Annotated in this window: 12 protein-coding genes and 3 pseudogenes; 11 read left to right on the top strand and 4 right to left on the bottom strand. The window is 63.2% G+C overall.

Annotation, left to right across the window (positions count from 1 at the left end; genetic code table 11):
• Positions 1 to 8 precede the first annotated feature (8 nt).
• The 8 genes and pseudogenes from ACOYW1_RS20925 (at position 9) to ACOYW1_RS20890 (ending at position 11,424) form a co-directional block, all read left to right on the top strand.
• Entirely contained in the window at positions 9 to 2,072 is a 2,064-nt protein-coding gene (locus tag ACOYW1_RS20925; protein WP_482419582.1) for a non-ribosomal peptide synthetase, read from the top strand.
• Positions 2,069 to 3,436 (top strand): beta-ketoacyl synthase N-terminal-like domain-containing protein, encoded by a 1,368-nt coding sequence (locus ACOYW1_RS20920; protein ID WP_482419581.1) that lies wholly within the window; start codon positions 2,069 to 2,071, stop codon positions 3,434 to 3,436. The genes ACOYW1_RS20925 and ACOYW1_RS20920 overlap by 4 nt, the downstream gene beginning before the upstream one ends.
• A pseudogene (locus tag ACOYW1_RS20915) lies at positions 3,355 to 3,951 on the top strand (KS-MAT linker domain-containing protein); the annotation flags it as partial. The gene ACOYW1_RS20920 and the pseudogene ACOYW1_RS20915, both read left to right, overlap by 82 nt.
• A gap of 34 nt (positions 3,952 to 3,985) precedes the next feature.
• Positions 3,986 to 5,062: pseudogene (locus ACOYW1_RS20910) on the top strand (acyl carrier protein); the annotation flags it as partial.
• Between the two features lie 244 nt (positions 5,063 to 5,306).
• The gene (locus tag ACOYW1_RS20905) at positions 5,307 to 8,423 is read left to right on the top strand and encodes a non-ribosomal peptide synthetase (protein WP_482423785.1); all 3,117 of its coding nucleotides are present in this window, start codon (positions 5,307 to 5,309) and stop codon (positions 8,421 to 8,423) included.
• Between the two features lie 270 nt (positions 8,424 to 8,693).
• Positions 8,694 to 9,215, top strand: a complete 522-nt coding sequence (locus tag ACOYW1_RS20900; RefSeq protein WP_482419580.1) for an alpha/beta hydrolase family protein — start codon at positions 8,694 to 8,696, stop codon at positions 9,213 to 9,215.
• Between the two features lie 350 nt (positions 9,216 to 9,565).
• Entirely contained in the window at positions 9,566 to 10,429 is an 864-nt protein-coding gene (locus ACOYW1_RS20895) for an alpha/beta fold hydrolase (protein WP_482419579.1), read from the top strand.
• The gene (locus ACOYW1_RS20890) at positions 10,426 to 11,424 is read left to right on the top strand and encodes a polysaccharide deacetylase family protein (RefSeq protein WP_482419578.1); all 999 of its coding nucleotides are present in this window, start codon (positions 10,426 to 10,428) and stop codon (positions 11,422 to 11,424) included. The genes ACOYW1_RS20895 and ACOYW1_RS20890 overlap by 4 nt, the downstream gene beginning before the upstream one ends.
• A gap of 19 nt (positions 11,425 to 11,443) precedes the next feature.
• Here the strand turns inward: ACOYW1_RS20890 and ACOYW1_RS20885 are convergent, their stop codons facing one another.
• From ACOYW1_RS20885 to ACOYW1_RS20870, 4 genes and pseudogenes are all read right to left on the bottom strand, one after another.
• Positions 11,444 to 14,008, bottom strand: a complete 2,565-nt coding sequence (locus ACOYW1_RS20885) for a PKD domain-containing protein (protein ID WP_482419577.1) — start codon at positions 14,006 to 14,008, stop codon at positions 11,444 to 11,446.
• Between the two features lie 160 nt (positions 14,009 to 14,168).
• Positions 14,169 to 16,898, bottom strand: a pseudogene (locus ACOYW1_RS20880) (PKD domain-containing protein); the annotation flags it as partial.
• A gap of 11 nt (positions 16,899 to 16,909) precedes the next feature.
• Complete coding sequence (locus tag ACOYW1_RS20875; RefSeq protein WP_482419576.1) at positions 16,910 to 17,671, bottom strand: YveK family protein; 762 nt, start codon at positions 17,669 to 17,671, stop codon at positions 16,910 to 16,912.
• A gap of 22 nt (positions 17,672 to 17,693) precedes the next feature.
• Positions 17,694 to 18,413: a nucleotide-binding protein gene (locus ACOYW1_RS20870; RefSeq protein WP_482417648.1), complete on the bottom strand. Its 720-nt coding sequence runs from the start codon at positions 18,411 to 18,413 to the stop codon at positions 17,694 to 17,696.
• Positions 18,414 to 18,955: 542 nt separating this feature from the next.
• Between ACOYW1_RS20870 and ACOYW1_RS20865 the strand changes: the two genes are divergently transcribed.
• Genes ACOYW1_RS20865 through ACOYW1_RS20855 form a run of 3 tightly spaced genes read left to right on the top strand, consistent with a single transcriptional unit; the run spans position 18,956 to position 21,955 of the window.
• Complete coding sequence (locus ACOYW1_RS20865; protein WP_482417647.1) at positions 18,956 to 20,137, top strand: MlaE family ABC transporter permease; 1,182 nt, start codon at positions 18,956 to 18,958, stop codon at positions 20,135 to 20,137.
• A 1-nt stretch (position 20,138) separates the two neighbouring features.
• Positions 20,139 to 20,909, top strand: coding sequence for an ABC transporter ATP-binding protein (locus tag ACOYW1_RS20860; protein ID WP_482417646.1), 771 nt, complete (start codon positions 20,139 to 20,141; stop codon positions 20,907 to 20,909).
• Between the two features lie 47 nt (positions 20,910 to 20,956).
• A complete protein-coding gene (locus ACOYW1_RS20855) occupies positions 20,957 to 21,955 on the top strand; it encodes an MlaD family protein (RefSeq protein WP_482419575.1) in 999 nt (332 codons plus the stop codon).
• The last annotated feature ends 82 nt before the right edge of the window (positions 21,956 to 22,037 follow it).

Here is a 22,037-nt window from a genome sequence, read left to right as displayed (position 1 = left end):
GGCGAGCGGTGGCACGGCGGTTTTGTCTACAACGCCGAGCTCTTTCCACGTCGATCTGCGGCGTTCTCTGCGAGAGCTTCGAGGTTCTTCTGGATGCCGTGGCCGTGGGAGGGGACGTTGCCCTGGACCGCCTGCCTCTTTTGAGTCGGTCCGAACGCGACAAGCTGCTTTTCGAGTGGAACGACACAGGGCGGACCTACCCGGAGCCTGTCTGCCTTCACGAGATGTTTGAGGCCCAGGTGGCAAGGACCCCCGATGCGGTGGCCCTGACCTACGAGGGCGACACCCTCACCTATGGGGATCTGTCCATACGGGCCAACCGTCTTGCCCATGCTCTTCAGAAACACGGCGTGGGACCGGAAAAGCGCGTGGGCGTGTTTATGGAGCGCTCCGTGGAGATGGTCGTGGCCCTTTACGGGACCCTTAAGGCCGGCGGGGCCTATGTGCCCCTGGATCCGGATTATCCGGCCGAACGGCTGGCCTTTATGCTGGAAGACACCGAGGTTCCGGTGATTCTCACCCAGGAACGCCTCAAAGAAATGCTGCCGGATCACTCGGCCACGGTGATCTGCCTGGATACCCAATGGGAGACCGTGGCCGGTGAGCCCGCCGAGGCCCCTGACGCCGGGGTCACCGAGGACAACCTGGCCTACGTGATCTACACCTCCGGCTCCACGGGCAAGCCCAAGGGGGTCATGAACGACCACCGGGGCATCAGCAACCGCCTGTACTGGATGCAGGAGGCCTACGAGCTCACCGCCGGGGACCGGGTGCTGCAGAAAACCCCGTACAGCTTCGATGTGTCCGTGTGGGAGTTTTTCTGGCCGCTGCTTTTCGGGGCGCGCCTTGTGGTGGCCCCTCCCCGGGTCCACAAAGACCCCGACGCTCTGGGGCGTCTCATCGAGGACCAGGGCATCACCATCCTTCATTTTGTACCCTCCATGCTCCAGCTTTTTCTCCGGGAAGACCACGGGGACCGGTGCCGGAGCCTCACCAAGGTGATCTGCAGCGGGGAGCCCCTGCCCTGCGAGCTGCGGGACCGCTTCTTCGACACCTTGCCCGCGGAACTCCATAACCTCTACGGCCCTACCGAAGCGGCCGTAGACGTGACCTTCTGGGAGTGCAGGCGGGAAGATCGTGGCCTGGTGGTACCCATCGGCAGGCCTGTTGCCAACACCCAGATCCATATCCTGGATCGGCACATGGAGCCCGTGCCCGTGGGGGTGGCAGGGGAGCTGTATATCGGCGGCGTTCAGGTGGCCAGGGGGTACATGAACCGGCCCAAGCTGACCCGGGATCGCTTTATTCCCGATCCCTTCAGCAAGGAGCAGGGGGCGCGCCTGTACAAGACCGGCGACCTGTCCCGTTACCTGCCCGACGGGCAGATCGAGTACCTGGGCCGCAACGACTTTCAGGTCAAGGTGCGGGGCCTGCGCATCGAACTCGGAGAGATCGAGGCGGTCATCGCCGGGCATCCCGATGTCCTGGAGGTGGTGGTGGCGGCACGGGAGGATGCTTCCGGTAACAAGAAGGTGGTGGCCTATGTGGTGGCGGCCGACGGTGCCACGGGCATGGCCTCTGCCCTGCGGGGCTTTCTTTCGGAAAAGCTTCCCGAGTTCATGGTCCCCTCTTACTTTATCCAGCTTCCCGCCTTTCCCCTCATGGCCAATGGCAAGGTAGACCGCAAGGCCCTGCCGCCGCCCACCACGGACAGGCCTGAGGTGGGAACCCTCTACGCCGCCCCGAGCAGCGACGTGGAATCCGTCATCGCCGAGGTGTGGCAGGATCACCTGGGGGTGGACAACGTGGGGGTGGACGACAACTTCTTCGAGGTGGGGGGAGACTCCTTCCTGCTCGTGGAGGTGGCCAACAAGCTGGCCGGTACATTGAAGACGGACCTGAAGGTGCATCATCTCTTTGAGTACCCCACCATCCGTGCGGTGGCGGATTTTCTCAAGCCCCAGTCGGTGGCGGAGTCGGCACCGGCACGCGACGACATGGAAGCGCGGCTGAAAAAGAGAAAAGAGACATTGTCCAGGAGAAAAAAAAATAGAACGGGAGATCGCACATGAGCCAGGTGGACCAGTATGCAAATGCCATTGCCGTTGTGGGCATGTCCGGCCGTTTCCCAGGGGCTTCCAGCTGTGAGGCCTTCTGGGACAATATCGTAAACGGCGTGGAGTCCATAACCACGTTGTCCGAAGAGGAGCTCAAGGCCCATGAGCTGGATTACGATGCCGTGAAAAACGATCCGAACTACGTGCCCGCCCGGGGCATCATCGAAGGGGCCGACTTGTTTGATGCCGGTTTCTTCGGCTTCAACCCCCGGGAGGCCGCCATGCTGGATCCCCAGCACCGCCTCTGGCTGGAGTGCGTGTGGGAGGCCCTGGAGCGGGCCGGTTACGACCCGGAAAAGTACGACGGGGTCATCGGCCTGTTCGGGGGCGGGAGTTTCATCGACAGTTATTTCCTGCACAACATCACCCGCAGCCACGATCACCTGGAGCGGATGCTTCGCCAGCGAACCCCGGACGGGTTTGCCGCCATCCTGAGCAACCGCATGGAGTTTCTCACCACCCGGACCTCCCACCGACTGAACCTGAAGGGGCCCAGCGTCAACATCCAGACCGGGTGTTCCACCTCCCTTGTGGCGGTGTACTATGCCTGCCAGAGCCTGTTGAACTACGACTCCGACCTCTGCCTCGCCGGCGGGGTGTCGGTTATTTTTCCCCAGGAGTCCGGGTATCTCTACCAGGAAGGGGCCATCAACTCCCCGGACGGGCATTGCCGCCCCTTTGACGCCAAGGCCCAGGGCACGGTTTTCAGCGGGGGCCTGGGGGTGGTGGCCTTGAAGCGCATGGAAGATGCCCTGGCCGACGGGGATCAGGTCATCGCCGTGATCAAGGGGGTTGCCGTGAACAACGACGGCTCCCAGAAGATCGGCTACGCAGCACCCAGCGTCCAGGGCCAGGCCGAGGTTATCGCCATGGCCCATGCCGCAGCCGAGGTGGAACCCGACACCATCTCCTACGTGGAGGCCCACGGAACGGCAACGCCCCTGGGGGATCCCATCGAGGTGGCGGCCCTTACCAAGGCCTTCCGCATGCAGACCGACGCCAAAGGCTTTTGCGGCATCGGTTCGGTGAAGAGCAACATCGGCCACTCCGATGCCGCCGCAGGGGTGGTGGGGCTCATCAAGGCCTCCCTGTGCCTGAAGCACGGAAAAATTCCTGCGAGCCTCCATTTCCAGAGCCCCAACCCGGAGATCGATTTTGAGAACAGCCCCTTCACCACCGGGCCATGGACTGGACCCCGGAACACCTCCCGAGGCGGGCAGGAGTCAGCTCCTTCGGCATCGGTGGGACCAATGCCCACGCGGTCTTGGAAGAGGCCCCCGAATCTCCCCCCGTGGGGGAGGAGCGTCCCTGGAAGCTGATGCTGCTCTCGGCAAAGACAGAGACGGCCCTTGAGGCCCAGGCCGAGCGCCTTGCCGATTTCCTGGCAGGGCCGGAGGAGACGCCCCTGGGAGATGTGGCCTATACCCTCCAGGTGGGTCGGCAGGACATGGCCGTGCGGCAGGCCTTTATCTGCCGCGACACACAGGAGGCCATGGCCGCGGCCCGCAAGGAAGAGGGCCAGTGGACCATGACACGCACCCCGGGCAGGCGGGATCCTTCGGTTGTGTTCATGTTCTCGGGCCAGGGCTCCCAGCACGTCCGTATGGGGGAGCAGGCCTATACATGCGAGCCGGTGTTCCAGGAGGCCCTGAATCAGTGTGCCGACGGCCTGGAGCCCCACCTGGGGCTCGATATCCGTGAGCTCCTCTTTCCCGCCGAAGGCCAGGAAGAGGAGGCCACCCAACGCCTGGCCCGAACCGAACTTACCCAGCCCTGCCTGTTTGCGGTGGAGTACGCCCTGGCCCGGCTCTGGCAGAGCTGGGGCGTGGAGCCCGAGGCCATGATCAAGCAGATGACGGGTCAAGTCCATGGCCGCCACCCTGGCCGGGGTCTTTGCCCTGGAGGACGCCCTGGCCGTGGTGGCCACCCGGGGGCGACTCATGCAGCAGATGCCCGAAGGGAGCATGCGGGCCGTGAGGCTTCCCCAGGAGGAGCTGACGCCCCTGCTGACCCCGGGGGTGGCCCTGGCTGCGGTGAACGCCCCGTCCCTCTGCGTGGTCTCCGGTGCCCACGAGCACATCGAGGCCTTTGAACAGGCCCTGGCCGAGCGGGAGATCGACACCAGGAAACTCCACACTTCCCATGCCTTCCATTCGGAGATGATGGAGCCGGCCCTGGCTCCCTTTGCCGAGGCCCTGGAGGGTGTGGAACTCCATCCTCCGGAGATCCCTTTTATCTCCAACGTCACGGGCACCTGGATCACCGAGGAGATGGCCATGGATCCGGGGTACTGGGTCAGCCAGCTTCGTCGGCCCGTCCTGTTCAGCGACGGGATCCGCGAGCTGCAGAAGGTCTCCGGTCGGGTGCTCATCGAGGTGGGGCCCGGAACTGCCCTGAGCACCTCAGCCCGGCAGCATCCGAACCGGGCGGCGGAGCAGACCGTCATCGCCTCCCTGGGGCACGCCAAAGAGACCCTTCCGGCCCTGGCCTGTCTGCTCAAAGCCTTGGGCGAGTACTGGCTCTCCGGCGGACAGGTGGACTGGGCAGGGTTCTCGTCTGCCGAGCGCAGGCAGCGCGTCCTGTTGCCCACCTATCCCTTTGAACGGACGCGTCACTGGATCGAACCGGCGGACAGGGCCCCCGCAGCCGAGGTGCCGGAGACCTTTGCGGCAGCGGCTGCTGCACCCGAGCCCGCAGAGGCTGTGGCCGCGTCTGCTGCCCCTCTTCAGGCAACCGGCACCGATGCCATCGTGGCGCAGCTCAAAGAGATCATGCACGAGCTGTCGGGCATCGATTTTGATGCGTTTGCCCCGTCGGTGACCTTCCTGGAGATGGGCATGGACTCCCTTTTCCTTACCCAGGTGAGCAACCGCCTGAAAAGCGCCTTTGGCGTTACCCTGGCCTTTCGGCACCTGGTGGGTGAGTATGCCACCTTCCCGAAGCTGGCCGCCTTCATCGAAGCCTCCCGGCCCGAGAGTGCGCCCGCTGCCCCTGAAGAGGATCCGGCCGTGACCCGGGAGCCGGAGGCCGCAACGGAAGGCCCCGCTGGGTTTGCCGGGTCCACGGCAACGGAAGGGGATGCCCCCCTTTCGTCCATGCAGCAGCGCCTCTGGTACATCGACCAGCTCAACCCTGCCGTGTCACCCTTCCCTTGCCATTCGGTTTTCAGGGGCCGTGGACGGGGAGGTGATGCGGCAGAGCCTCCAGGCCTTCATGGATCGCCACGACGCCCTGCGTACCACCTTTGCCCTGGACGGGGGCGCACCGGTGCAGGTGGTGGCCCCCACACAGGAGATCGACTTTATCGCGGTGGATTACAGCACCCTTCCTTCAGAAACGCGGGAAGAGTCCCTGGCAACCTATCTGGAAGCCGAAGCGGCAAGGCCCCTGAGCCTGGCCCAAGGGCCTTTGGTACGCGCCGGGCTGGTGACCCTCTCCTCCGACGAACATGTGCTCTTCTTCATGCCCCACCACAGCATCTTCGACGGGATCTCCTTTGTCATCTTCCAGCGGGAGCTGTTTGCCCTGTACGAGGCCTTTTCAGAGGGGAGAGCCCCTGAGTTGCCCCCCCTTCCCATCACCTATGCAGAATACTCCCGCTGGCAGCAGGAGGTGTGGCTGCCCGGTGAGGACTATCAGCGACAGCTTGCCTATTGGAAAGAGCAGCTGGCAGGGGACTTACCCGTGTTGCAGCTTCCGGCGGATTTTCCCCGCCCCGCGGAGTTTTCCGGGCCGGGGGCCACCGAGACCCTGGTGATCCCCGAGGCCCTGGCAGCCCCCCTGGAGGAGCTGGCGCGCCGTGAAGGGGCCACGCTGTTTATGCTCTTTCTGGCCGCGTTCAAGGCGCTCCTGTATCGCTACACAGGCCAGGAGGAGATGTGTGTGGGCTCTCCCTTCGGCAACCGTGTCCACGGGGAGACCGAAGAGATCGTGGGGTTTTTCACCAACACCCTGGTGCTGCGAACGGCCTGTGGGGGCTCTCTCTCCTTTACGGAGCTCCTGGGGCGCGTCAGGGAGGTGTGCCTCGATGCGTACAACCACCAGGAGATGCCCTTTGAGCGACTGGTCCAGGAACTCAATCCCCACCGGGACCTCAGCATGACCGCCTTGTACCAGGTGCTTTTTGTCTTTCTCGGGGACATGGAGCAGGAGCGCACCATGGCCGGAGTGCCGTGGCGGGAGGAGCCAGTGACCACCCACGTGGCCCAGACCGACCTCATGTGCACCGTGGGCAGGGAAGGGGCCGGTGTCAAGGTGGCCTTTGAATACGCCACGGACCTTTTTACGGCCGAAACCATGAAGCGGCTCCTTGAAAGCTATGCCGTGCTCCTTTCCGGCATCGTGGCCGAGCCCGATGCCGAGCTGGCAAGGCTGCCGGTGCTGTCGGAGACGGAGCAAGGGCTTTTGGCCCAATGGAACGAAACCCAGACCCCCTATCCCGAGGCTGCCTGTATCCACGAACTCTTCGAGAACCGGGTCGCGGCACATCCCGACGCTCCGGCCGTCTCCTGCAACGGGGACTGCCTGACCTACGGAGAGCTGAACGCAAGGGCCGAGGAGATTGCCGCCCATCTGCGCATCTCCGGGGTGGGGCCGGACGTTCTGGTGGGGATCTGCGTGGAGCGGTCCACGGAGATGCTGGCAGGGCTTCTGGGGATCCTCAAGGCAGGGGGGGCCTATGTGCCCCTGGACCCGGAGTACCCGGCCGAGCGCCTTGCCTACATGGTGGAGAGCGCCAAGGTCTCGGTGCTGCTCACCGAACAGGCCCTCCTCGACAACCTGCCGGAAAACAGCGCCCTGGTCATCTGCCTGGACAGGGATGTCTTGACGGGCCAGGGACGGGGCCTGGACAGCGTGTGGGAGGACCCGGGCTCGGAACACCTCGCCTATGTGATCTTCACCTCCGGCTCCACGGGCAAGCCCAAGGGGGTTCAGGTGCCCCACGGCACTGTGGTGAACTTTCTCACCAGCATGGCCCGGACTCCGGGGATGACTTCGGAAGACACCCTGCTGGCCGTGACCACCCTCTCCTTTGACATTGCCGTTCTGGAGCTTTTCCTCCCCTTGAGCGTCGGGGGTGAGGTGATCATCGCAGACCGGGAGACTGCCCGAGACGGCCTGGCCCTGGTGGACGTCCTGAAGAGTTCCGGGACCACGGTGATGCAGGCCACCCCGGGAACGTGGCGGCTGCTTCTCGCCGCGGGCTGGAAAGGGGCCCAGTCCATGAAGATCCTCTGCGGAGGAGAGGCCTTTCCCCCGGACCTTGCCGAAGAACTCACCGGCTGCGTGGGCGAGGTGTGGAACATGTACGGACCCACCGAGACCACGGTGTGGTCCACGTGCAGCCTGCTGGATAAAAACGGCGGGCCCATCCGCGTGGGGCGCCCCATTGCCAACACCCAAATTCACATCCTGGACGGGCGTATGCAGCCCGTGCCCGTGGGGGTTCCCGGGGAACTCTTGATCGGCGGGGCCGGGGTCACCCGGGGCTACCTGGATCGGCCCGAGCTCACCGCAGAGCGGTTTATCCCAGACCCCTTTGCGTCGGGGCCGGGGCATAGGCTCTACAGGACCGGCGACCTCGCCCGGTACCATCCCGACGGAACCATTGAATACCTGAACCGCATGGACAACCAGGTGAAGGTGCGGGGCTTCCGCATCGAGCCCGGGGAGATCGAGGCCAGCCTCACCGACCACGAGGCCGTGCGCCAGGGCATTGTAACGGTTCGGGAGGAGAGCGCAGGGGACGTGCGCCTTGTGGCCCACCTTCTTTACGAGGATGGGGCTTCGGCCACGGGGTCCCAGTTGCGCAAGCACCTGCGAAAGACCCTGCCGGACTACATGATTCCCCAGCATTTTGTGGAGATCGACGACCTGCCCCTGACCCCCGCCGGGAAGATCGACCGCAAGGCCCTCCAAGCCTCCTTCAGCCTGGGCGCGGTTGCGGCCCGGGAGTTCGTGGCACCGGAGACCGACAGCGAAAAAATCCTGGCCATCTGGCGGGACGAGCTGGGCATCACCCAGGTGGGGGTCCACGACAACTTCTTTGACGCCGGGGGCCACTCCCTGCTGGCCATCCGGGTTATCGCCCGGGTGCTCAAGGAGACCGGGGTAAAGCTCAGCCCGAGGGATATCTTTTTGAATACTCTGGGCCAGATCGCGGCCCGATATCCCTTCGCCCAAAAGGACGATAAGAATGACGGCCCGGGAACCAGGCTCCGCCAGCTCTGGGAGAAGGTGGCCGGGGCGTTGAAGCCCAAAGGGGACCCCGTGGAGGTGCCCGTCAACGAGAACAGACCTGCGTGACCACGTTGCCACAGGAGAGGTGAAACACACCCATGGTCCCATTCTATTTCGGCGCCCACGACACCCAGTTGTTCGGAATCTACTACCCACCGGCAGGGGCGGGGCTGCACCAGGAAGGGGTGCTGCTCTCAGCCCCCGTGGCCCATGAACACATACGGACCCACATGGCGATCCGGCAGTTGGCCCTTGCCCTGGCCGCCGCAGGGCGGCACGTGCTCAAGTTGATGCTACGGGGTGGGGGACTCCGCCGGAAAAAGCGAGGAGGGGGACGTGAACCACTGGACCCGGGACTTGATAACAGCCGCCGGGGAACTGAAGGATATTTCCGGAGCCCTGCGGCTCTCGGTGGTGGGCTTGCGCCTCGGGGCCTCCCTGGCCGTGGCCGCGGCAGGGGAGATTCCAGGCCTCAAAGAGCTGGTGCTCTGGGACCCGGTGGTGGACGGAAAGGCCTATCTGGACGCCCATCGGCGGGCAGGGGGCACAACCCGTCCGTCCAGGGGAATACAGGAGGAGATCCTGGGCTATGCCTTCTCCCCGGAGATGATCACCTCCATTGAAGCCGTGGACCTGCTGACTTGCCACCCGACCCTGCCGGGCCCCGTCCACCTGGCCCTGTCCGAAGAAAAGCCCGAGTACCGGGCCCTTGAACAGGCCCTGGCCACGGCTGGAACCACCGTGGACACGGCCTTGGTGCAGGAGCCCGCCGGGTGGGAGCAGTTCAACGGCCACGACGAAGTGCTGGTGGCCAACGCCATGGTCCAGGCCATCGGAGATCGGCTGACAACTCCATGAGCGGCGGCCAGGTGGGGGCACCTGGAAACCCTATGGCGAATGCATGGAGGCAGACATCATGCAATTTTTTTTCGGGGCATTCGCATGGGGTGTGACATGAGTCAACCGGTTTTGCAGGAGAGGCCCATTTCATTTTTTTGGAAACACGATGAAGGGCATTTGGGATTCTCTTGTTGAGTCATCGGTAGGGCGCCGGAGGTCGTGCGGTTACTCGTAGCGGCAACGTATCCTGTGACGGTGAAGCTTGTGAGGCAGCTTGCATAAACCACCAGCGTAATATGCTTTCAAGGTGGCTTCACCTCGCCGCCGGAGGCATGCTTTTTTGGCATTTTTGCCATAAGGAGCGTTTTATGGAAAAAGTGCTGGTATTCGGAGAGCACCGGAACCTTGTGGGGATTTTGTCCGAGCCCGAGGGGGGGGGCGGGGGGATGCCCGGGGTGCTTTTGCTCAACGCGGGGCTTCTGCACCGTGTGGGCCCTTATCGTCTCTATGTGGAGCTGGCCCGCGGCCTGGAGGCCTCGGGGTTTCATGTGCTGAGGTTTGACGGCTCCGGCCTGGGGGACAGCGCCATGCCCCACGATTCCCGCGACTACGACGAACGGTCCAGAGACGACATCACCGATGCCATGGATCTGCTGACGGAAAAAAAGGGGATTGAGACCTTTGTGCTGGTGGGGCTCTGTTCCGGGGCCGACAACGCCCATGCCGTTGCCAGTGTGGACGAGCGGGTCACCGGGGTGGTGATGCTGGACGGGTTTACCTACCCCACCCTGCGGTTTTACCTGAAAGATTACGCACCGTACATGATCAATCCTGTGCGCCTGGCCTGGTTTCTGGCCAAGTGCCTGGGCAGGGCCGTGGCACGGCTTATTCCTGCCTTACGGGCTTCCAAGGGCGGTGGGGATGTGTACGAACGGACGTTTCCACCCAAGGCACGTGTGGCAGGAGAGCTGGCGGAGATGGCGGGGCGGGGGGTCCAGATGCTCACCATCTATTCCGGGGGCATTGCCGGGTACTACAACTATGCGGACCAGTTCACCGACATGTTCAAAGGCACGGATTTCAGGGGGCTCCTCCAGCTGGAATACATCGAGGAAGCCAACCACACCTACACGGCCCTGTCCGTGCGACGGCACCTCATGGGCATTATCTTTACCTGGGTGACAGACCATTTTGCCGGGGACGCACCCGTGTATCTGGAGGGGACGCCATGACCGTTCACGTGTACATCACCATCGATACGGAAGAGGACTCCTGGGACACCTACCACGCCACGGACAACCCGGTGGAGAACCTGGCGAGGGTGCCGGAGCTTCAGCGGCTCTTCGACCGGTACGGGGCCGTCCCCACCTACCTCATCAACTGGCCTGTGGCAACGGACGACAGGGCCCGGGAAATCTTGAAGGGAATCTACGACGACGGGCGTTGCGAGATCGGGACCCATTGCCACCCCTGGAACACCCCGCCCCATGACGAAGAGATTTCGGTGGAACACTCCATGATGTGCAACCTGCCCGAGGCCCTGGTGAAACAGAAGATGACCCGCCTCCATGGCGCCATTGAAGAGCGGTTTCACCTCTCTCCGGTCTGTTTTCGGGCGGGGCGGTGGGGGTTTGACGCCAAGGTTGCGCGGACCCTCAAGGCTTTGGGCTACCGCATCGACACCTCCATCAGCCCCTTTGTGGACTGGAGTGCTTACAGCGGGCCTGATTTCAGCCGGGGGCTCAGCGAGGCCTACCCCTTTGACCCGGATTACCCCATGGTACCCGACCCCCAAGGCTCCCTTCTGGAGGTGCCTCCCACCGTGGGATTTTATCAGAAAAACGGGCGCCTCTGTTATGCCCTCATGGAGAGACTCCGCAAGAAGCCCCTGTCCAGGCTGCGGCTTCTGGGCATCCTGGATCGGCTGAGGCTCCTTAACTTCAGGTGGCTCTCACCGGAACTGAGCAGCGGGGCGGAGATGGTGCGGCTGGCGAAGCAGTGCGTTCGGTTCGGCCACCGGTTCCTCAACATGTCCTTTCACTCAACCTCCATGCTGCCGGGCAAGAGCCCCTTTGTGGACAGCGAGGAGGATCTGGCGCGGTTCCTGGCCGACATCGAAATGTTCCTGGACTACGCCGCCGCCACCATTGTCTTCTCCCCCCTGTGCGAAGCCCTGGAGGCGCCCACGCTCCGTGAGGAGCGGGGGCGCCTCGGCCAGGGCCGTTAAACCACTTCCTTTTGTCCGGCTAATCTCCCCGTGAGGTGTCGATGAAGCAGCCCGACGAGCCGGAGCCGGGATCAGGGGTTTCCTCTTCATCGGGCTCATCCGGTGTGTCCGGGGTGTAGGGGCCCATGCCGATGGCCACGAAGTGTTCGCCGTTGGAGATAAAGGGCGTGGGCCTGCTCTCACCGTTGGCCTTGTTGTAGGGGGAGAGCCCCAGCTGGCCCCACTTCACAACGGACTGGTCCGCGGTCATGGCCGGGAACCGGCCCTCGGGCAGGTGCTCGTCTGCGGGCACGGGCCCCAGGCCGATGATGATCTCGTCGATGCCGTCGTCATTGATGTCCGTGGTGGCCGGGCGCGTCTCTCCCTGCATGCTGTTGTAGTCGTTCCAGTCCACGGTGAGCCAGCTGTGGTGCACCGGGGCGCCGTCCACCATGGCGGCGATCTCCGTGCGTCCCTCTCCACCGGCACCCAGGCCCAGGAGGATTTCATCGCGGCCGTCGCCGTCGATGTCCCCGCAGGTGGGCCAGGTGGCGCCGTTGGAGGCGTTGTACTCGTCCCACTGGCTCTGGCCCCAGGCCATGAGTTCAAAGGGATCGTTGAGGTTGCCGTTGCATACCTTGTCCAGGACGGCGTAGCGGCCGTTGGGTGTATAGCCGGTGCGTTCGTCCGATCCCAATCCCACCACGATCTCCATGCAGGGATCGTCGTCCAGGTTGCCCAGGGCGGGCCGGGTTTCCCCGATGACCTCATTGTAGGCGTCCCAGGGAACAGAGGTCCACTGCCGGAGGGCAACACTGCCCAGGCTGTAGGAGAAGACAGCCAGTTTTCCCTGCCCCCCTTTGCCCAATCCCACCACAATTTCATCGACACCGTCGCCGTCGATGTCCCCACATGCCGGCCATGTCTCCCCATTCAGGTTGTTGTACTCTTCCCAGGGAATCTGGCCCCAGGCCAGATGCTTGAAGTCATGGGAGATGATCTGGAAGTACCCGCCGGGGATGGCAGGGTCCGAATCCACGGGCCCCAGGCCGATCACCAGCTCATGATAGCCGTCCCCGTCCAGGTCGCCACTGGCCACCCGGGCTTCGTTGTTGTGTTTGCGGTAGGCATCCCAGCCGATACTGAGCCAGTCACGGTGCTGCATGTCGCTGTCGAGGACTTCGATGGAGGCGTTGCCCGTATCGTCCGTGGGGTTGGTCTGCACCAGGGTGTCGGTGACTTTGATACTGTCTGAATGGGACAGCCCGCCGTTGTCCGTGATCGTCAGTGTAAACTCCAGCTCCACGCCGCCCGGGGTGGATTTCGGTGCCACAAAGTGCACCACGGGATCGCCCGGAGGCGTCAGGGTCACGGTGGGCCCGGAGGTCTGGGTCCAGGTCCAGGTGGAGATGCCGTCGTCCGGATCCAGAGAGGCCGATCCGTCCAGGGTGACTGTCTCCCCTTCCAGGACGAACTGGTCTTCCCCGGCATTGGCCACGGGAGGCTGGTTGACAAAGAGGACCTGCACAGCGGTGGAGTCCGTGTCGGTGAGCCCCTGGCTGTCCGTGACAGTGACGCTGAAGAGGAGCCTGGCACCTTCGGTGCTCACGATGGGCGCCGTAAAGGTGGGGCTCACGGTTTCGGCGTCGGAGAGGAAGACCGTGGGGCCTGATGTCTGCTCCCAGAGATAACCGGTCAGGTTGTTGTCCGGGTCATGGCTTCCCGTAGCCGACAGGGTGACCACGGTTCCTTCGTCCACCACCTGGTCGGGGCCTGCCGAGGCCACCGGGGGCTGGTTGACAAAGGTGACGGTGACCCTCACCTCATCGGTGGTGAAGAGCCCGCTGTTGTCCGTCACGGTGAGGCGGAAGGCGAGGGTGGCCCCGTCCGTGGAGACTGATGGCGCCGTGAAGGTGGTCACAGCCTGGTTGGGTGTGGCCAGGGCCACATAGGGCCCTTCAATTTGCTCCCATCGGTAGGCACTGATGCCGTCATCCGCATCGGAAGAGCCTTCGCCCGAGAGGGTCACCGTGGTCTTTTCATCGGCGAAGAAGTCTTCCCCTGCATCGGCCGTGGGGGGTTGGTTGGTGTCGGTGACGTTGATGATGACCCGGTCCGCTGCCGAGAGTCCGCCGTTGTCCGTTACCGTCAGCTCGAAGGTCAGGGTTGACCCGTTGGGGCTGTCGGCAAGGGCGGTGAAGACCGGTGCCACGGCCGTGGCATCGGAAAGGGTCACCACCGGTCCGGATTTCTGGGCCCAGCGGTAGGCGGCAATGGAGCCATCGGGGTCGCTGGAGCCTGCTCCCGAGAGGGTGACCTCGGCGCCCACGGGCACGGTCTGGGCGTCACCGGCATCGGCCACCGGCGGTTGGTTGAGGGTGGAGATGGTCACCTGCATGGTGTCGGTGGCGGTTAAACCGCCCGTATCGGTGACCGTGACCATGAAGGTGAGCTGGGTGCCGTCGGGCAGCCCGTCAGGCACGGTGACCCTGGGGGAGACGGCCGAGGTGTCGGAAATGGCCGCAGGGGGACCCAGGGTCTGGGACCAGGCAAAGGTGGCGATGCCGTTGTCCGGGTCGCTGGAGCCCGCAGCCGAGAGGGTCACGGTGCCCCCTGAACTCAGGGTCTGGTCGGCCCCGGCGTCGGCCACCGGCGGCTGGTTGACGAAGATCACGTTGATGACGGTCTGTGCCGTGGCCGAGAGTCCGCGGCTGTCCGTGACCGTCAGCTTGAAGGTGAGGCTTCCCGGAGGGTCCCACGTCCGGGGCCGTGAAACCGGCCACGGCGGTGTCGGCGTCCATGAGTTCAACGGACGGCCCGTCCAGCTGCTCCCAGCGATAGGAGGCAATGGGGTCGTTGTCGGGATCCGACGAGTTGACGCCGGAGAGGCTCACGGGCTCCCCTTCCCGGGCGGTGCGGTCCGGTCCTGCATCGGCCACGGGGGGCTGGTTCTCAAAGGTGACGTTTACCAGGCTCGTGGCCGCGTGGGTGGCCCCTTCGTTGTCCGTGACCGTCAGCTGGAAGGTCAGGGCGCTGCCGCCCTCGTCCACACTGGGGGCCGTAAAGGAGGCTGTCTCGGTGTCGGCACCGGTGAGGGTTACCACGGGCTCGTCGGCTGTGGTCACCTGCTCCCATGTGTAGGCTGAGACGGTGCCGTCCGGGTCGCTGGAGTTGGCGCCGGACAAGGTGACCTCAACCTCCGGCTCCACGGTCTGGTCCGGCCCGGCGTCGGCCTTGGGCTTTCGGTTGACCTTGGTCAGGGTCACCTTGGTGGTGTCCTGGGCCGTGGCACCGGCCGGATCGGTCACTGTCAGGGTGAACTCCAGGGCGGTGTGGGACCCCACGTCGGGGGAGACAAAGCTGGGGGTTGCCGTGTCGGCGTTTTCAAGGGTGACCGTGACCTTGGAGTTGGCGTCCGTACGGACCCAGGCGTAGCTGAGAACGCCCCCTTCCGGATCCCTGGAGCCCGTACCATTGAGCACCACGGTGGTGGGGGTGCCGTCTGAGGTGATCTCCGGGTGGGTCTGGTCCGGCCCGGCGTCGGCCACCGGCGGCTGGTTGAGGTGGGTGATGGTGACCTGGACGCGGTCCGAGGCCGTGGCACCGTTGTCGTCGGTGACGGTGAGTTCAAACTCCAGGGTGGTGTCGGCGGAAACCGCAGGGGCCGAGAACTGCGGGGTGGGGGTATCGGCCCCCTGGAGGGAGACGGAAACCCCTGAGTTCGTGTCCGTACGGACCCAGGCGTAGCGGGTGAGGGTGCCGTCCGCATCACTGGAGCCGTTGCCGTTTAAGCTGATCATCGTGGGGACCCCACCGGTGGTCTCGGACTGGACCTGGTCCGGTCCCGCATCGGCCACGGGGGGCCGGTTCACATGGGTGATGGTGGTGCGTACGCGGTCCGAGGCCGTGGCGCCGCTGTTGTCCGTGATGGTGAGCTCAAATTCGAAGGTGGTGTTGGCGGAAACGTCCGGGGCCGTAAAGCTCGGCGTGGCCGTGTCGCTGTTCTGGAGCGAGATGGGGATGTCCGCATGGGAGTCGATACGGGTCCACGCGTATCCGGTGATGGAGCCGTCCGGGTCGCTGGAGGCACTGCCGTCCAGGGTCACGATGGTGGGGATTCCCCCGGTGGTTTCCGGCTGGGTCTGGTCCGTCCCGGCGTTGGCCATGGGGGCCTGGTTGACGTTGGTGATGGTGACGGTTACCTGGTCGGAATCCGTGGCTCCGTTGTCGTCGGTTACCGTGAGTTCAAAGACAAGGTCCACGTTGGCCGAAACACTGGGTGCGTTAAAGGAGGGCCGCACAGCCGTGGGGCTCGACAGAATGGTGGAAATGTCGCCGTGGTCGTCCACGCGTCGCCAGTGATAGGCGATGATGGTGCCGTCTTCATCCGTGGAGCCCGAGGCATCCAGGGTGATGCGCGAGGGGATGCCGCCGATGGTTTCCGGATGGGACTGGTTATCCCCGGCATGGGCCGAAGGAGAGGTGTTCCCGCCGGGCAGGGGGATGGTCTTGTTCACTTCGTTGGAGTACTCCGACGGCTGGTTGCAGGCGTTGAATGCCTGGATGGCAAAGTAATAGGTGGTGTCCTGGATCAGCCCGGACACGGTATGGACCATCTGGGGCGGAAGGGGGGATGGTTGCGGGATGGTGGTGCTGTGTTCGGTGTAATTTCCAGCCTCGGTGCCCCAGTGAACGATGTAGTAGGACGCTTCGGCCGAAGAGGGCCAGGTCAGGGTGGCATCTCCGGTCTCCACAACCCGTTCGGTGATGGTGACCCTCACCTGGTCGGTGTCCGTGGCCCCCTTGTCGTCGGTTACGGTGAGCTCAAACTCAAAGGCGACGTCTCCGCTTACCTGGGGCGCGGTAAAGGAGGCCGTGGCCGTTCCGGCATTTTTCAGGTCAAAGGAGTAGTCTGTGTTCGTGTCGATGCGCGTCCAGGCATAGCTGACGATGGAGCCGTCGGCATCGCTGGAGGCGTTGCCGCTTAAGGTGACGGTGGTGGGAGACCCGTCGGTGGCGTCCGGGTGCTGTTGATCCGAACCGGCGTTGGCCGTCGGAGGAACGTTTGTCCCGGGGGCGGTGATGGTTTTGGAGACTTCGTTGGAGAAGTCAGAGCTTGCGTTGCAGGCGTTGAAGCCTTTGACGGCAAAAAAGTAGGTGGTGCCCTCGGTGAGTCCGGACACGGTATGGGTGATGCCGGACGGCAGGGGGGACGGCTGGGGAATGTTGGCGCTCTGCTGGTTGTATTGCCCGGAAGCGGTTCCCCAGTAGACCACGTAATACGAGGCTTCGGACGCAGGGGGCCAGGTGAGGACAGCGTCCCCTGCCAGGGCCCCGGAGGGGCCGAGGAGCCAAAAAAGAAAAACCCACAAAAGGAGAAAGGCGCGTGTTCCCGGTTTTGCGGGGGGGCGCCTGTTTTCCGGTCCGTTGGTGGTGCATGGGTACAGGTGTTGGTTTCGGGGGCGGTGATCTCGTGTTGCGGGTGTGTGTGTCATGTCGTTATTGCTTATATCTCATGGCCTTGGGAGGCATCTTTCCCAGCGGGGATGGCGTTCAGGTTGGGGAGCCGGCCCAGAATCGGGAGCCGGGTGTCTTCAGCGATCTGTTTTTCAGATTTGTACGAGCTGTCCATGGATTCCAGAAGGATGTGGACCACCACAAAGGCCACGAGCCCGGCAAAAAGCCACAGGAGTGTTGGCAAGGCCCTGTCGCTGCTCCAGGCAAGGCGAGTTGCCGGAGGCACGGGGTCCATGCGGGGTACGTCGATGATGGGGGCCTTGATGTGGGCTCCCTGCCGTTTGTAGCCCTCCTGTATCCGTTGGTGGAGGGTGGTGCTGTAGTAGAAGACCAGGTGGCTTCCCAACTCCTTGTCGGAGCCCCGGTAAACGGTGCGCAGGTTGTTGTCCTCGACCTTGATCGACAGGTTGGTCAATGCCTCACGGTAGATCTCATTGGTCTTTTTCGGGGAGATGGGCAGGCCGTAGCCCCGGGGGTATCCCATGATGCGCTGGGAGTTGAAATTGGCCTTGATAAAGGCCTCCCAACGGGAAGGACTGGAAAGAAGCGGGGCCAGGGGGGCCACGCCCGTGGGCGTACCGGTCTGGGCCACGGGGGCGTCCTCGGGCACGGCAAAACTTGACGAGAGGGTGTAGACGCTTGGCGTCAGGGCCATGTAACCGACATACGCCAGGGGGGGGATCAGGACCATCCAGAAGAAGATCCAATGCGCAGTAAGGCGGTACGTCAGTCGTTCAAGGTAAAAAATCATGGTCGACCTCATGATAGGGCGGTTAGCGGTTGGAGTGCACCAGGCGCGCTCCGGCTTTTCCCGTCCCGGACCGGCGTGCAGGGCCGTGGCTTAAGGGGGAAAGGGGGTTCCGCCATTGGTTGGCGACAATGCCGAGTACCTGGGCCCCGCTTGACTGCAGTGCGCAGCAGGCGCCTTTGGTTTTGGACTTGGGGGTGACATGGGTCAGGGCCACGAGGATCACCCCGTCGGCAGCTTTGCCCAGGAGCATGGGATCGTTCATGTTCCGGTTGGTGGGGTAGACGGCCGAGGTGTCGATGAAGATCTGGTCGTACCTGTTTTTTGCCTCGTTGATCAGGGCCGCCTGGCTCGGAATGGAGCTGGCGTCGTTCCAGCTCTCCGACTTGGCAAAGGCCGCAGCCGTGAGGATAGACAGATCGCCCATGCCGGGCACGGCGATGACGTTGTCCAGGACATCATTGGATGCATTCGGGGGAGGCTCTGCGGGGATGCCGAACTGGGTGTGCACCTCCGGTGAGAACCAGTGGTAGTCGATAAGCAGCACCCTTTTCCCTTTTTCCCGGGCGGCCAGGGCCGCCAGATTACAGGCCAGGGTCGTTTTACCCTCTCCCCACCAGCCGCTGGTGATGAGAACGCTTCGGGGGGGCGACGTCCCTTTTTGTTCGAACACGACCGAGTAGATGCGTCGTGTTTCGGCGCTGTCCCTCAGGATGGACGACGTGTTGCTGTGTTTCCGATCCATGGAGTACCTTTAGGTTTATGTATGTGTAAAAGATACGCATTCAACGGGCCCGTACACATGGTCACTCACGGCCGTCTGTGGGTTGCAGGCCACGGCGTGTTTCGGAAGAACACAACGTCTCCTGCCACCGGACACAAGGGGGCCGTTGGGTGGATGCGTCGGCATGTACGGACATCGGGATGTAAAACAGAATCACTTCAGGAAGGAATATCAGCAGGTTGGAATATCCATTTCGTCAAGCTGGGAAGAGGGGTGACGGGTGGTCTGGTGAAGCTCAGGGGGAATCAATGAATCCTGTGTGTTTAAGACCAAATATAGTCGAATGTGTTCTTGTTTTCAATGCAAATTAAGATGGCACCCTTAGTTTTTTGGGGTGAGCGATGTTCAATTTAAGGGAACCCGGGCAATCACAAAGCCGTTGGTTGCCCAGGGGCGTTTTGGTGCCGGATTCCCTTCCGAAGGGGCTATCCCGCTTGAATTATCGGTGCAATGTTCGTATATCTGTCTGGCATTGAGGATTAAACACGGAACATTCGGACCCCATGGTTGACACTCCGGCACGGGCCGGAGCCAGAAGGATCGGGACAGGGAGCAAAAAAGGCATGCAGGAGCAGGGCGGTATCACCATCACAACGGAGCAGGGGCAGGGTGTGGTCTCCCTTCACGGTCCCTGGGACCGGGCGGAAACGGGCCTTCGGGTCGCAGAATCCCTTCTCGCCCTGGGGCCGGTGCGGCGGGTGCGTTTCGATACCACGGGGCTTGTCAGCTGGGATTCCCGCCTGGCCGTCTTTGTAAGCGGCCTGGTTGAGGACCTCAAGGCCCGGGACGTGGCCGTGGATGAGAAAGGGCTCCCCACGGGGATGCTCCGGCTCATGGCCCTGGCGGCCCAGGGGGCGGGCGCGGCGGGCGCTTCGGTGAAGCCGCCGCGGGAACCGCTCTTGATGCGGGCCGGCCTGAAGGCCACGGCCGCGTGGGCGGCCCTTGTGGACACCCTTGGCTTTATCGGGGAGACGGCCCTTGGCCTGGGCCGCCTGGTCACGGGCAGGGGGCGCTTCAGGCGCGACGATTTTTTCCTGCTCCTGCAGGACTGCGGGGCATCGGCCCTGCCCATTGTGTCTCTCATCAGCCTGGTCATCGGGGTGATCTTTGCCTTTGTGGGGTCGGTACAGCTCAAGCTGTTCGGGGCCCAGATCTATGTGGCGGATATTGTGGGCCTTGCCATGGCCCGCGAACTGGGCGCCATGATGACGGGCATCATCATGGCGGGCCGCACCGGCGCAGCCTTTGCCGCCCAGCTGGGCACCATGCAGGTCAATGAAGAGGTGGACGCACTCACCACCATGGGGTTGAACCCGGCGGAGTACCTGGTGATTCCGCGGGTAGCGGCCCTTGTGATGATGATGCCCCTGCTCTGCCTGTATGCGGATTTCCTGGGCATCGGTGGGGGCATGGCCATCGGGGTGGGGATGCTGGACATCCCCCTTGTCCAGTACTGGAACCAGACCCGGGCTGCCCTTGACGTCACCCAGTTTATGCACGGTATCATCAAGAGCGCCCTGTACGGGGTCATCATCGCCATGGCGGGCTGCTATCACGGCATGCGGTGCGGTCGCAGCGCCTCGGCTGTGGGGGATGCGGCCACCCGGGCCGTGGTGGCGGCCATTGTGGGCATCATCATCGCCGACGGCCTCATCGCCGTGGTCACCAGCATCATCGGAATGTAGCATGACAAACACACGTGCGGGGGATCCCCCCCTGAAAGTGACGGACCTCACCATGGCCTACGGCCCGCGGGTGATACAACGGGACCTCGCCTTTGAAGTGGCAAAGGGTGAGATCTTTATCATCATGGGGGGCAGCGGCTGCGGGAAGAGCACCTTGCTGCGCCATCTCGTGGGGTTGAAGGAGCCTGCCAGGGGAAAGGTCTTCCATGGCCGGACATCCCTGTATGAGGCTTCGTCCCGTGAGCAGAGTGCCTTGATGCAGCGCATCGGGATTCTTTACCAGAGCGGAGCGCTTTTCAGCTCCATGACCCTTTTTGAGAATGTGGCCCTTCCCCTGTACCAGTACAGCGATTACACGGCGTCCGAGATCCGGGAGCTGGTGATGTTCAAGCTGGCCCTGGTGGGCCTGGGCGGGTTTGAAGACCACCTTCCGGCAGAGATCAGCGGGGGCATGAAGAAACGGGCCGGCCTGGCCCGGGCCATGGCCCTTGACCCAGAGATTCTTTTTTTCGACGAACCCTCGGCGGGACTCGACCCTGTCAGTGCCCGTCGTCTGGACGACTTGATTTTGGAGCTCAAGGAGTCCCTGGGGGCCACCATCGTGGTGGTGACCCATGAACTGGCCAGTATTTTTGCCATCGGTACCGATTCGGTTTTTCTGGACGCAGAGACGAAAACCATGATCGCCTCCGGGCATCCCAGGGACCTTCTTGAACGGTCGGAGGATGCGCGGGTGGTCCGGTTCCTGACCCGTGGCGAAGGCAGTCGATAGTCGTCGGGATTCGTGCAGAAGGGAACCTAATTCAGTTTGGAGCGGGCATGAAGCAGAAAGCAAAATTCAGCATCATCGGCGCCTTTGTGGTGGGGGGCTTCCTCCTGGCTTCGGCCATGGTGGTCACCTTCGGGGCCGGGGAGTTTTTTAAGGAAAAGGACCACTATGTCCTCTATTTTGAGGATTCCCTCAAAGGGCTTGATGTAGGGGCACCGGTGCGGTTTATGGGGGTCAAGGTGGGCAATGTGACAAGCATTGGCCTGGTGTTCGATATGAAGAACCTCTCCTTTACCACCCCGGTTCACATTGAGGTGGAGAGCAACCGGGTCAAGCTGATGGACTACGGCGCGAACACCGAGATGATCCTGGGGTCCATGAATGAGGATGATTTCAGGGAGGAACTGGTGAAACGGGGGCTCAGAGCCCAGCTTAAGATCGACAGCCTCCTGACGGGTAAATTGTACGTGGCCATCGGGTTCCACCCGAACAAAGCGTACACCCTCACCGGCAAGTCAAAGGATGTCATGGAGTTACCGACCGTTCTGTCCGATATCTCGGAGCTCTCGCGGGCCGTGGAGAACATCCCTGTGGAGGCCATCGCCGACCGGTTTCTCTCCACCGTGGACTCCATCGATCGCCTCATCGCCTCGGTGGAGGAGGATGATACCTTGGGGCAGATGAGCGAAGCCATCGTGGCGTTCACCGATCTCATGAACCAGGCCCGTTTGTCCCTGGAGCCCATCACCGATTCCATCGAAGGGGCGGCCACGGAGACAAAGAGCCTTGCGGTGAATTCCGGGGAAGGGATCCAGCGCACCTTAAAGGCTCTGGAAGAGGTGGCCGTCTCCTCCCAGTCCATGGTGGCCACGGCGGAAAAGACCATGCAGAGCCTCGATGCAGGCCTGGGAGCTGATTCAGCTGTTACCTATCGTTTGAACCGCATGCTCGGGGATGTCTCCGAGGCGGCCCGGGCCCTGCGGGCCCTGGCCGATTACCTGGAGAGGCACCCGGAAGCGCTGGTTTTCGGGAAGAACAAGGGGGAGTAAGGCCGCAGCGCAACGACATGCGGTTTATGTCTAATGCGCCTCGCGTACGGGCGCCTGCTAATGATTTGTTTCCACAGCTTAT

The sequence above is a fragment of the Desulfoluna sp. CYM3A genome (assembly GCF_056829965.1).
This window is presented reverse-complemented; position numbering and strand designations above follow the sequence as displayed.